This is a genomic window from Actinophytocola sp. (assembly GCF_035942955.1).
GTDB lineage: Bacteria > Actinomycetota > Actinomycetes > Mycobacteriales > Pseudonocardiaceae > DASYTH01.
Genome location: NZ_DASZCQ010000026.1, coordinates 1 through 12,320 on the forward strand (window position 1 = coordinate 1; position 12,320 = coordinate 12,320).

General features: G+C 71.9%; 12 protein-coding genes. 10 read left to right on the forward strand and 2 right to left on the reverse strand.

What is annotated here, in order from left to right:
• Nucleotides 1-266 precede the first annotated feature (266 nt).
• From VGX25_RS01960 to nudC, 8 genes are all read left to right on the forward strand, one after another.
• Complete coding sequence (locus VGX25_RS01960) at nt 267-701, forward strand: YbaB/EbfC family nucleoid-associated protein (protein ID WP_326915767.1); 435 nt, start codon at nt 267-269, stop codon at nt 699-701.
• The gene (locus VGX25_RS01965; protein WP_326915768.1) at nt 698-2,020 is read left to right on the forward strand and encodes a hypothetical protein; all 1,323 of its coding nucleotides are present in this window, start codon (nt 698-700) and stop codon (nt 2,018-2,020) included. Before VGX25_RS01960 ends, VGX25_RS01965 begins: the two co-directional genes overlap by 4 nt.
• Complete coding sequence (locus VGX25_RS01970; RefSeq protein WP_326915769.1) at nt 2,017-2,703, forward strand: hypothetical protein; 687 nt, start codon at nt 2,017-2,019, stop codon at nt 2,701-2,703. Before VGX25_RS01965 ends, VGX25_RS01970 begins: the two co-directional genes overlap by 4 nt.
• Nucleotides 2,704-2,721: 18 nt before the next feature.
• On the forward strand, nt 2,722-4,431 hold the full coding sequence (locus VGX25_RS01975; RefSeq protein WP_326915770.1) for a DUF2207 domain-containing protein: 1,710 nt from the start codon (nt 2,722-2,724) through the stop codon (nt 4,429-4,431).
• Between the two features lie 146 nt (nt 4,432-4,577).
• Nucleotides 4,578-5,714, forward strand: coding sequence for a hypothetical protein (locus VGX25_RS01980; RefSeq protein ID WP_326915772.1), 1,137 nt, complete (start codon nt 4,578-4,580; stop codon nt 5,712-5,714).
• A 23-nt stretch (nt 5,715-5,737) separates the two neighbouring features.
• Entirely contained in the window at nt 5,738-7,021 is a 1,284-nt protein-coding gene (locus VGX25_RS01985; RefSeq protein WP_326915773.1) for a pitrilysin family protein, read from the forward strand.
• Between the two features lie 88 nt (nt 7,022-7,109).
• Nucleotides 7,110-8,465 carry a pitrilysin family protein gene (locus VGX25_RS01990; RefSeq protein ID WP_326915774.1) on the forward strand — a complete coding sequence of 452 codons (1,356 nt, stop codon included), beginning with the start codon at nt 7,110-7,112 and terminating at the stop codon, nt 8,463-8,465.
• The gene (nudC, locus tag VGX25_RS01995; RefSeq protein ID WP_326915775.1) at nt 8,462-9,439 is read left to right on the forward strand and encodes an NAD(+) diphosphatase; all 978 of its coding nucleotides are present in this window, start codon (nt 8,462-8,464) and stop codon (nt 9,437-9,439) included. Before VGX25_RS01990 ends, nudC begins: the two co-directional genes overlap by 4 nt.
• Nucleotides 9,440-9,777: 338 nt before the next feature.
• Here the strand turns inward: nudC and VGX25_RS02000 are convergent, their stop codons facing one another.
• Entirely contained in the window at nt 9,778-10,275 is a 498-nt protein-coding gene (locus VGX25_RS02000) for a gluconokinase (RefSeq protein ID WP_326915776.1), read from the reverse strand.
• A 3-nt stretch (nt 10,276-10,278) separates the two neighbouring features.
• Nucleotides 10,279-10,794 (reverse strand): helix-turn-helix domain-containing protein, encoded by a 516-nt coding sequence (locus VGX25_RS02005; RefSeq protein WP_326915778.1) that lies wholly within the window; start codon nt 10,792-10,794, stop codon nt 10,279-10,281.
• Between the two features lie 53 nt (nt 10,795-10,847).
• Between VGX25_RS02005 and VGX25_RS02010 the strand changes: the two genes are divergently transcribed.
• Nucleotides 10,848-11,201, forward strand: a complete 354-nt coding sequence (locus tag VGX25_RS02010; protein ID WP_326915779.1) for a VOC family protein — start codon at nt 10,848-10,850, stop codon at nt 11,199-11,201.
• A 61-nt stretch (nt 11,202-11,262) separates the two neighbouring features.
• Entirely contained in the window at nt 11,263-12,198 is a 936-nt protein-coding gene (locus VGX25_RS02015) for a cobalamin biosynthesis protein (RefSeq protein ID WP_326915780.1), read from the forward strand.
• Nucleotides 12,199-12,320: the final 122 nt, after the last annotated feature.

The following is a 12,320-nucleotide window of genomic DNA, read 5'->3' on the forward strand; positions in this document are numbered from 1 at the left end:
CTCGCCAGCCGGGCGGCGGATGACCCGGCCGCGGCGGCAGCGGGCGCGCCATGGGCGGCGGCGCCACCGGTCGCGGGGGTGGATACGGGCCGTGCGGTTGGTTCATCCCCTCGTCCCCCAAGCTGGCGGCCGCTCCTCGTCGAACAGCCGGTGAGCATATCGGCGAGCACACCGGTAGGTTTCGCGAACGGAAAAGCTTGGGAACTCCGGCGCCCCCGGGCGCGCCTGAGGGACCGAGCCGGGGGATCGACCACAGGAGGAATCGCGTGACCAGTGCCGAAGCCTGGCTGCGGCGGGCCGAGCAGGACAACCAGAACGCGCTCGACCGGGCGGCCGAGTTGCGAGACGCGGTGAACCACACCCGCGGGACCGCGCGCAGCGCCGACGGTCTGGTCACCGCGGTGGTCGCGCCCGGCGGCGCGCTGGTGTCGCTGGAGTTGGACGAGCGTGCCGTCGAGCAGAGCGCAAGGGCTCTGCAGGGCGCCATCGTGGACACCATCCAGCGCGCCGCCGCGGCCGCCGCAGCCCAGCTCGAGGCCGCGATCCGGCCCATCGTGGGCGACCGGCTCGACGACGCGATGAGCGCCGTCCGGTCCGAGGTGCCGGAGGTGGACGGGTTGCCACACCGCGACCAGACGCCGGACGACGACGAGGATCTGAGCCAGCGCCGGCTGTTCGGCAACCGGGACGGTGGCCGATGACGGGGTTCACCACCAACCCGCAGGCGCTGCTGGCCAAGGCACGCTACGACGAGGACCGCGCCGGGGTGATCGACGGCCTCAAGCAGCAGATCGAGAAGGCCAGGGCGACCGAGGACTGCTTCGGCCTGATCGGCATGCAGGCCGGGTTCTTCACCGGCTACGACGACATGGTCAGCAAGGTCGAGGAGAACGTCGGCAAGGCCGCCGAGTACCTGCGCAGCGCCGCCGACCGGCTGTCCGCCAGCGCCGAGGACTACGACGGCCTCGACCAGGGCTGGGCGCAGATCTACGGCGAGGGATCCCAGGCCCTTTCCGACTCGAACTTCCGCACGGTGGGCCCGTTCCAGGCGGCCCAGCCCGAGATCGACGCGGTGGACACCGCGCAGGACGCCGTCGAGGCCGTCGCCAACTTCCAGGACGCCTCCTCGCTGCCGGAGATCTTCGTCGCCGGTGTGAGCGTCAAGCGCGAGGTGGACGACCTGCTGTCGCATCCGATGCAAGGGTTCTGGGACAACGGGCTCGGCTTTCTCGTCGAGTGGTGCATGTACCCGTTCCGCCCGCTGTTCGAGCAGGTGACCGGCGACCCGGACCAGATGCGCGCGACCGGCGACGGCTGGCAGCGGATGGGCCAGTTCGTCAAGCAGCTCGCCGACTCCGACGCCCGGGAGCAGGAGGCCCTGCTCACCTACTGGGAGGGCCAGGCCGCCCAGGCGCAGAACGCGCAGAAGAAGGAGTTCCAGGACGGCCTGCGCGCGCTCGGCGACTGCTGCGCCCAGCTCAAGGAGCACCTCTACCAGGTCGCCGACTTCTTCGAGGGCCTGTGGGACATCCTCGTCGACATCGTCCGCGAGTTCGTCGAGGGCCTGATCATCACCTGGCTCGCCGCACTGGCGGTGAGCGCGCTGTCGCTGGGCTCCTCGATCGCCGCCGCGTGGGCCACCTCCGCGGCCCGGCTCAGCGTCACGCTGTCGCGCATCCTCATGCAGATCAGCCGCGCGCTGCAGTGGCTGGTCAGGGCGTTGAACTACCTGCGCAGGATCCACGAGGCGATCACCAAGCTGGTCGACGGCCTCGGCCCGCTCACGAAGATCGCGCTGCGGGTCACGGGTGGCCAGCGGATGCTCGGTTATCTGCGCCCGGACAAGGTGCTCGTCCGCGGGGTGACCGGGCTGACCGGGACCACCCCGGGCATGACCGCCTTCGACAGCGGCACCGAGCTGGTCACCGACGTGGTGTTGCAGGAAGCTGGTGAGGAGGCGGCCGGGGAGAATCGGCGCAACCAGGCCAACGAGGAAGCGATGGACCGCGGATTCCAGTGAAACAGCAAGAATCCAGGCTGGTGGCCGAGCTCGCCGCCCGGCACTGGTTGCGGGGCGACCAGATCCAGGCGATGGCGCCGGCCGAGCACCTCGACGTCGACCGGTACAGGGTGGCCGGGCTCGACGAGAACGGCCACCCTCGCCCGGAGTCCGGGCTCGAGCGGGCGGCCGACGCCGTCGGGTGGATGATCGTCGAGGACGGTCCGGTGGGATACGTGGCCGTGCGCGGCGGTCATCCGCAATGCGCCGCGGTCGGTCTGTACCGCGCCGCCCGGTTCGACCACGCCTGGCTGGTCATCACGTCGCACCGGCTGGCCGTCCTTCGGCTGCGCGACGCGCAGAACACCGAGGAAGGCAAGGTCGACGAGATCATCGAGCAGGCAAGGCGGGAACGCTCCCTCGGCGGCGCGCTGCGCGGGATCGGCAAGATCGTGAAGACCTCCGCGACCGAGTTCGTCAGGAGCGCCCGGCGCCCGCCACTGACGGAACGCCCGCAGGACGCGGTGTTCGAGTGCGCGTTCGAGGTGCCGCGTCAGGCGCTGCACTCGATCGTGCGGTGGAAGCAGCCTATGGTCCCGGAGTTCGAGGGCGGCCCGCGGTTCGTCCAGGTCCGGTTCACCGACGATTCGTGGGCCCGGCTGAAGACCGATCAGGCCGGTCTGGCCGCGCTCACCGGTTCCTAGGCACTATTCTCGCCAGCCGTGTCAGCGAAGTGGGGGATCCCGGCGGCCATCCTGGTTGCCACGGCGGGCTGTTTTCTACCCGCCCACCATCCCCCCGCCGCGTCCCCGGCCGGCGCCGCCCAGCCGTCCATCCCGTCGCCGCCCCCGGGCGCGCCGTCGATCGACTTCACCGTGCCGCCGAGGCCGAGCGGCGGCACCGGAATGCTGGAGCCGACCAGGCCGGCCACGCCGAGCGCCGACCGGCCGCGGCCGCTGCTGCCACAGAGCATCAACGTCGCGCTGAAGGTGGAGCGCGACGGCCGGCTGACCGTCGCCGAGACCGTGTTCGTCCAGGCAAGAAAGTCCATGACGCGCCGGGTGCCGCTGCGCATCCGGTCCGGTGACGACCGCGACCGGGTGTTCACCGTGCGGGACGCGAAGGTGGACGGCAACGGCAGCACCGAGCTCACCGGCGACGAGTTCATCATCCGGCTTGGCGAGGGCGCCACCACCGTCACGTACACAGTGGACGGTACGGTGATCGATCTTGGGGATCGCCAGGAGGCGCGCTGGCAGGTGGCCGGCGGCTGGGACGTCGAGGTGCGCTTCCTGCGCGCGTCGTTCATCGCGCCGGACTCGCCGGGCTCGGTGGTCTGCCTCGCCGGCGCCCTCGGCTCCACCTCGCCCTGCGAGTCGGCCCTCACCGACCACGGCCAGGTGCTGCGGGTCGTCCAGCAGAACCTCAAGCCGGGCAACCGGATCGACCTGTCCGTCGGGCTGCCGGCCGGCACCGTCCCGGCCAACGCCCGGTTCGACTCGGCGTCCACTTCGGCCAGTGCCTTCGCCCTGACTCCGCTCAGCGGCGCGGGATTCGCCCTCCTGACCCTGCTGGTTCTCGCCGGTTTCGCCCTGCTCTGGCTCGCCCGCGGGCGCGACGCCAAGGCGCTGGCCACCGACGTCGGCCCGGTCGACGTCCTGATGCGCGACGGCGACCGCGTCTCGTTCGCCTCCCCGGACGGCGTGCTGCCCGGCCAGATCGGCACCGTCGTCGACGAGCGGGTCGATCCGGTCGACGTCACCGCGACCGTCATCGACCTCGCGGTGCGCAACTACCTCTGGATCACCGAAACCCCTGGCGACAAGCCCGGATGGGAGCTGGTCCGCCGCAACCCGCCGGACGACGCCCTCACCGCCTATGAGCGCGCCGTCCTCGCCGCGGTGCTCCCCGACGGCGTCGACCGCGTCGGAGTCTCCACCCTGTGTCCCGACCTCGCCCCGGCACGGAATGCCCTGTATGCCGACGTCGTCGCGCGCGACTGGTTCACCCGCCGACCCGACCACGAGCGCACCCGCTGGATGCTCGCCGGCGCCGTGCTCGTCCTCGCCGGCATCGCCGCCACCGTCGTCCTGGCCCTCACCGTCGGCCACGCCCTGCTCGGCCTCGCCCTGGTGATCGGTGGTGTCGCCCTGACCCTCGGCGCCCGCTGGATGCCCGCCCGGACCCGCCGCGGCAGCGTCCTCGTCCAGCAGATCCGCGGCCTGCTCGGCTACCTCCGCGGCGCGGACCCCGCCGCCATCCCGGACGCCGCCGACCGCGACCTCGTCCTGTCCCGCTCCCTCCCGTACGCCATCGCCCTCGGCGACCTCGACCACTGGCTCACCCTGCTCCCCGACACCCTTCACTGGTACGAGGGCTCACCCGGCAACCTCCCCGGGCTCCTTGCCACCCTCACCGCCCGCCTCACGTGATGGGAGGGAATATCGCCTGCCGTGATCGCGGTGTTACCCCTTTGAGCTGGTAAAAGTCACTCGGACGGGTCGCTGGTGGCGGTGTTGGCACGGGCGGTAGGTTGCACTCCTTCGGCCGGGTGATGATCCGATTGGGGAGCGCTGCGATGGTCAGATGTGGACTGCGCGGGGTGCTGGTGGCGGTCGCGGCGGGGCTCACCGTGTTCGGCGGAACCGCGGTGGCGGAGCCGACCGCGCCGAGCGAGGTCGAGCAGCCCCGGCCGCTCATCGCCGCGGTGGCGTCGTGCCACGACGGGTCGGCCGGCATGACGGTGTACGTGAAGGACGATCGGGAGGAGCCGTTCGAGGTTCGGATCGCCGGCCTGACCGGATCGTTCAGCGCCAAGAAGTTGACCGCGTGGGACGACGAGCACTGGGAGCACGTGGCGGTCTTCGGCGGGATACCGGTCGGGGAGTATGCGGTCGCGGTCACGGAGGACGGCGAGGGGCCGGAGGACGGCGTGCGGGTCGTGGTAGAGCCCTGCGACGCTCCCGGCCATGGCGGGGACCCATTGACGATCAAGGTCGACTGCCGGGCCGGGTGGGGAGTCGTCACGTTCCAGGTCACCAACCCGAAGACCGGCGAGTCCACCAGCTACACCCTGATCTTCGAAGGGGCCGCCCAGCACGTCATCGACCTGGGGTCCGGGATGTCGGTCCGCATCACCGAGAACGGCTTCGAGGAGGGAACGTACCTCGCGCGGTTGACCGCGGACGGGTTCGAGGTCGCCGAGGAGTTCACCGTCGCGTGCGAGGGTGGCAACGCGCCGGCGCTCGACGTCGGGTCGAGGTGCACCGGAACGAAGGCCACCGTGACCGTCGGGGTGGTGAACCCGAACCGGAGGCCCGTCGAGTACGACGTCACACTGAAGGACGAGACCGAGACCGTCCTCGTGGGTGGCGGTGAGCGGGGCACGGTCAGCTTCCCGGACGTGCCCCATGGTGATCACTCGGTGGTGGTCACCGGATCGGACGAGACCGAGGCGGTCAGCGTGGCCGCCGTCGACTGCGGCGGCACCACCACCACGACCACCACGACCACCACGACCACCACGACGATGGCCACCGCGACCTCGGCCACCACGACGCCGGCGCCCGCCGCGCAGGGCCGATCCGGTGGCGGGCTGGCCAGGACCGGCTCGGCGGTGGGCGAGCTGGTCGGGCTCGGCGCGCTCGCGCTGCTCGCCGGCGGCGGGCTTCTGCTCGTCGCACGTCGCCGACGGGCGGGCGAGAACGGACGGTAGCGCTGAGCACGTAGGCTGCGAGAGTGACGCAATCCCAGTTGCACAGGCTCACCCTGCCCAATGGCCTGCGAGTGGTACTGGCTCCCGATGACACCTCGCCGGTGGTCGGCGTGAGCGTGCACTACGACGTCGGCTTCCGATCGGAGCCGGAGGGTCGGACCGGCTTCGCGCATCTGTTCGAGCACCTGATGTTCCAGGGCAGCGAGAGCCTGGAGAAGCTCGCGCACTTCCGCCACGTGCAGTCCTCGGGCGGCACGTTCAACGGGTCGACCCATCCGGACTACACCGACTACTTCATGGTGCTGCCGTCGGCCGGCCTTGAGCGCGCCCTGTTCCTCGAGGCGGACCGCATGCGCGCGCCCAAGCTCACCGAGGAGAACCTGCGCAACCAGATCGACGTGGTCAAGGAGGAGATCCGGCTCAACGTGCTGAACCGGCCGTACGGCGGGTTCCCGTGGATCCTGCTCCCGCCCGTGCTGTACCAGACGTTTCCCAACGCGCACAACGGTTACGGCGACTTCACCGACCTCGAGCAGGCCAGCCTCGCCGACTGCGCCGCGTTCTTCGACACCTTCTACGCGCCGGCCAACGCGGTGCTCACGGTGGCCGGCGACTTCACCGTCGACAAGGCGGCGGCGTTGGTGGACAAGCACTTCGGCGATGTGCCGGCCCGCCCGGCGCCGGTCCGCCCGTCGTTCGCCGAGCCGCCACCGGCCGGCCAGCTGCGCGGTGAGCACCCCGATCCGCACGCCCCGCTGCCGGCGCTAGCGGTCGGCTACCGCGTCCCCGATCCGATCCAGGAGATCGACGGCTACGTCGCCTACCTCGTGCTGGCCGGCGTGCTCGCCGACGGCGACGGCTCGCGTCTCAAGCAGCGGCTGGTGCACCGGGAGCCCCTTGTCACCGACGTCAACGCCGGCTGCGGGCTGTTCGGTCCGTTCGAGGCGCGCGACCCGGACACGTTCACCATCACCGCCATGCACACGCCGGCGGTGAGCGAGGACCGGCTGCTCGCCGCCATCGACGAGGAGCTGGAGACGCTCGCCGACGAGGAGCCGAGCGCCGAGGAGCTGGCGAAGGTCACCGCGCGCTGGGCCGCAACGCTGCACCGTGAGCACGACCGGCTGGTCTCCCGCACGCTGGCGCTCGGCGCGTTCGAGCTGCTCTACGGTGATCCGAAACTGGTCTACGAGCTGCCGGAGAAGATATCCGCGGTGAGCCGCGATGCCGTTGCGGCGGCGGCGAAGTCGCTGCGCCCGGACTCCCGCGCCGTGCTGACCGTCGTGCCGGCCGGGGGTACGGCATGAAGCCTGCGCAATGCCGGGCGAGGGAGTTGGCCCACCGCCCGAAGCAACCCACGACCGAGGCCGACATTCCTGAGCCGGAGAAAACAGCATGAGCCGCACAGCCGAGGAGATCGGCCGCACCGAGCTGGGTCCGCGCCCGCTTCCGCCGCTCGGCGAGCAGCGCGTCGCCTCCGATCTGTCCACAGTGGATACCGTGCTGTCCAACGGGTTGCGGGTCATCGCGGTGCACCAGCCGGCCGTGCCCATGGTCGAGCTGCGGCTGAAGATTCCCTTCGCCGGAACGGATCCGATGCACGCCGCGCGCGCCGAGGTGCTGGCCGCCACGCTGCTGACCGGCACCGACCGGCGGGACCGCATCGCCGTGGACACCGAGCTCGCGCTGGTCGGCTCGGACCTGGACGCCACTGTGGACCCCGAGCGGCTCAGCATCAGCGGCAACGCCCTTGCCAGCGGGTTCGACACGGTGCTCGACGTGCTCGCCGACGCGCTGACCGGGGCCGCGCACCGCGCGGAGGAGGTCAACCGCGAGCGCGACCGCCTGGTCGAGCGGATCACCGTGGCGCGGTCGCAGCCGGGCACGATCGCCCGGGAGGCGTTGCAGCGGCACCGTTACGGCGACCATCCGTTCACCCGGGAGATGCCGCAGGCCAGCGACGTGGCGACGGTGACCGCGGACGAGGTCCGTGCGCTGCACCGCGCCTCCGTGCTGCCGCGCGGATCCGTTCTGGTCGTGGTCGGCGACATCGACCTTGACCGGGCGCTTGCCCAGATCGAGTCGGCCATGGCCGGCTGGTCCGCCGAGGCCAGCGCGGTCGAGCTGCCCGCGCTCCCCGAGGTGGTCGGGGGCGATCTGCTGCTGGTGCCCCGGCCCGGCGCCGTGCAGTCCCAGCTGCGCATGTCCGCGCAGGCCATCCCGCGCACCGATCCGCGGTATCCGGCGCTGCAGCTGGCCAACCTGGCGTTCGGCGGCTTCTTCTCGTCCCGCCTTGTGGAGAACATCCGCGAGGCCAAGGGTTACACGTACCACGCGCGGTCGTCGCTGGAGTTCACGCCGAGCGGCGCGACCCTGCTGCTCGACACCGACACGGCAAGCGCGGTCACCGCGGGCGCCCTGCTGGAGATCCGCTACGAGCTCGGCCGGCTCGGCCTCGCCCCGCCCAATGAGTCCGAAGTAGACACGGTGCGGCAGTACGCCATCGGCTCGCTGCTGATCGCCACCTCCTCGCAGACCGGGCTGGCCAGCCAGCTCGCCGCGCTCGCCCCGCTCGGCCTCGGCGTCGACTGGCTCACCGAGCACCCGGCCCGGCTCGCCGCGGTCACCACCGAGGAGATCGCCGAGGCCGCGCTGGAGTTCTTCGCGCCGGCCCGGTTCACCGGAGTGATCGTCGGCGACGCCGACCAGCTCAGCGCCCTGCGCGGGCTCGGGGGTGTGCTGATGCCATGAGTGGGCAGGGCTTCTCGCTCGGCGAACTGCCCCGGCTCTCTCGGTCCACTGTGGATAGAAACGAGTCGGTCCGAACGGACTCCGCCCGCACCGCCGAGTTGTGGGCGCGCGGCCGGGTGATCCTGGTGGACCGCAAGGGTCGCACGCCGGTGCTGGCCGACGGCAGCGGGTTGGTCGACCGCCCGGCGGCCGGCTTCGGCGACACCCCGCCGGAAAACGCCGTGCTGCTCGGCGAGAACGGCGGGGTCGGGCACTGGGCGGTGCCGGTCGAGGAGGAGCTGACCGAGGGCACCCGCCCGCCGCCGAACTCGTGGGGCGTCTGGCCCGGCGCCACCTCCGCCAACGGCGAGCAATGGCACGACCTGCGCTCCATCGGCGCCCTGCTGGACGACACCTCGGCCGGCCTGTTCACCACCGCCGTCGCCCTGTTCAACTGGCACGCCCGCGCCCGGTTCTGCGCCAAATGCGGCGCCCCGACCCGTAGCGCCAACGCCGGCTGGGCGACCCGCTGCACCGGCTGCTCGCGCGAGGAGTACCCGCGCACCGACCCCGCGGTCATCTGCCTCGTCCACGACGACGACGGGCCGAACGGATCGCACGTTCTCCTTGCCCGCCAACCAATCTGGCCGCCGCACCGCTACTCCGTGCTGGCCGGCTTCGTCGAGGCCGGCGAGTCCCTCGAGGCCTGCGTCGCGCGCGAGGTCCGCGAGGAGGTCGGCGTCACCGTGCGCGACATCCGTTACCTCGGCAGCCAACCCTGGCCGTTCCCGCGCTCCATCATGATCGGCTTCGCCGCCGTCGCCGACCGCACCACTCCGCTCACGCTCGCCGACGGCGAGATCGAGGACGCCCGCTGGACCCCCCGCTCCGACATCCGCGCCGCCCTCGACGCCGGCGGCGAGATCCCCGGCCTCGTCCTCCCCGGCCCCACCTCCATCGCCCGCCAAATGCTCACCGGCTGGGCAAACGCCTGACGGGCCGCGCACCGTACCACCCCCCACCCCCAATCCCCCGCCCTCCCAACCCCGCCCCACCCCACTTGTCCACAACACCCCCAACCATCCCCAACCCCACCCAACTTGATCTTCACACGCCAATTCCCGGCTAAACTGCCCACGAACCCCCCTCCCCACCCCAGACGGGGTGGGGGCTGCCTGGGTAAAGTGCGCCGAAGTTGATCATGAGCTGGGCGACGTCGGCCGCGTGGGCGGGCGGCCGACCTGATGCCCCGCGGAGCCCGTTGGCGCGCGACTCACCTACCCGTTGGCGCGGTCGTGTGACGCGTTCGGGTGGCCGACTTTGCCGGAGCTGTTCAGCCAGGCCGCAGGGCTTGGAGGGCCGCGGTGACGAGGGTGGCGGGTGGGGCGGAGATGTCGAGGGTCAGGCCGGGTTCGTCGGGGGAGAGGGGTTCGAGGTCGGCGAGTTGGGAGTCCAGAAGGGACGCGGGCATGAAGTGGGCGGAGCGGGCGGACAGGCGGGCTGCGATGAGGTCGCGGTCGCCGGAGAGATGGAGGAACCGGACGCGGTCGGGGGCGGCGGCGTGGAGGTGGTCGCGGTAGGCGCGTTTGAGGGCGGAGCAGGTGACGACGGCGCCGCCGGGTTGGGAGCGGATCCAGGAGGCGATGGCGCGGAGCCAGGGCCAGCGGTCGGCGTCGGTCAGCGGCCGGCCGGCGGACATCTTGTCGATATTGGACCGGGGGTGGAACTCGTCGGCTTCGGCGTAGGGGACGCCGAGGCGTTCGGCGAGGGCGCGGCCGATGGTGGTCTTGCCGGAGCCGGACACGCCCATCACGACGACCACCGGGTTCATGCGCTACCTGTCGGGCTCGAGGAGGTACAGCAGGGACGCTCGGGCGGTGGTCGACGGTGTGCCGTCGGCGACCGCGAGCAGCGCGGCTCGCCACGCCGCGGCCAGTATGCCCGCGGCCGGGGCGAGGCGCTTGGGCAGCAGCGGGCGCAGCTCGGCGGTGACCGGGTCGGCACGGTCGACGGGGGAGGGGGCGCCGAGGATGCGGCACACGGAGAACCGGACCGCGGCGTCGAAGCCCACTAGCAGCGCGGCGCGCACGGCGGGCCGGCCGCGGCCGCCGGACGCGGCGGCGGCGCCCGCCATGCGCTCGACGATCCGCTTCTCCATCTCCTCGCGCACGACCAGGTACAGGCCGAGCTTGGACTCGAAGTGGTGGTACAGGGCGCCGGTGGTGACGCTGGCCTTGGCGGCCAGGTCGACCACGTTGACCGCCTCGTAGCCGGCCAGCTCGAACTGATGGATTGCCGCTTCGACGAGCCGGGCCTTCACCGAGCCCGGGATCGGGATCCACTCGCGCACGAGCAGAGCATAACCTGTTGACGGACTTACGTAATCTGATTACGGTCGTCCACATGAAACTGACCTTCCTCTTCCAGCCGGTGAAGGACATCAAGGAGTCGGTCGCCTTCTACCGCGACCGGCTCGGACTTGACGAGTCCTGGCGCGAGGGCGAGTCCACAGTTGCGTTCAAGCTGCCCGGCTCCGAGGTCGAGCTGATGCTCGACACCCCACCGGACGACGGGCCCCAGTGGGGCGCCGGCGCCATGTACGCGATCGACAGCGTCGACACCTACCTGAAGGAGCACCCGGATCTCCAGTGGGTCGGCGGCGTCATCAAGCTGCCGGGCGGCAAGGCCGCGACGTTCCTCGACCCGTCCGGGAACTGCATTCACCTGTTCGACCAGAGCACCGCCGGACCCGAGTAGCCGAGTAGTACCGTGCGAGCGCCAAGCCATGAGCGGTCCAACGGCAAGGGGAATCAGGCAAGTGAGTGCGGCGCGCGCGATCGGGCTGTTGTTGGGTGTCGCGGCGGACGGCGCGCTGGGGGATCCCCGGCGCGGGCATCCGGTTGCCGGTTTCGGCAAGGTGTCACAGCGGCTCGAGCGGGCGCTCTACCGTGATCACAAGCTGCCCGGCGCGGTGTACACGGCCGTGCTCGCCGGCGCCACGGTGCTGGTCGGGGTCGCGGTCGAACGGGCCGGCCGGCGCCGGCCGGTGCTGCAGGCGCTGAGCACGGCGGCGGCCACCTGGGCGGTGCTCGGCGGACGCTCCCTCGCGGTCGAGGGGGCGGCGATCGGGCGCGAGCTCGACGCCGGCTCGGTCGACGCGGCCCGGCGGCGGCTGCCCAACCTGTGCGGGCGCGACCCCGCCGCGCTGGACCAGACCGCGCTGGCCCGCGCGGCGGTGGAGTCCGTCGCGGAGAACACCTCGGACGCGGTGGTCGCGCCGCTGCTGTGGGGCGCGGTGGCCGGCGTGCCGGGGCTGCTCGGCTACCGCGCGGTGAACACATTGGACGCGATGGTCGGCTACCGGTCGCCGCGGTACCGCCGGTTCGGCTGGGCGTCGGCGCGGCTGGACGACCTGGTCAACCTGGCGCCGGCCCGGCTGGCCGCCGCGCTGACCGTGCTGGCCGCGCCCGTCGTGGGTGGATCGTCGCGCGGGGCGTGGTCGGCGTGGCGCCGGGACGCCGCGGCCCACCCGAGCCCGAACGCCGGCCAGGTGGAGGCCGCCTTCGCCGGGGCGTTGGAGATCCGGCTCGGCGGGCGGACGGTCTACGAGCACGGGGTGGAGGAGCGGCCGGTGCTCGGCGACGGCCGGATGCCCGACTCCGGCCACGTCACCCGCGCCGTCGAACTGTCCAGAGTGGTCGGTGGGCTGACCGCCGCGGTCGCCGCACTGCTGGCCCTGTTCCGCGGTGTTTGATAGCTCGGGCTGTGTTTTCTAGCTCGGGCAAGGCTGTGTTTTCTAGCTCGGGCAAGGCCGCCGGGCGCCTTCGGCGCCGGCCTCGGGTTGAGTTGCTGGTGGGTGGCGGGCCGGGGTGGGGG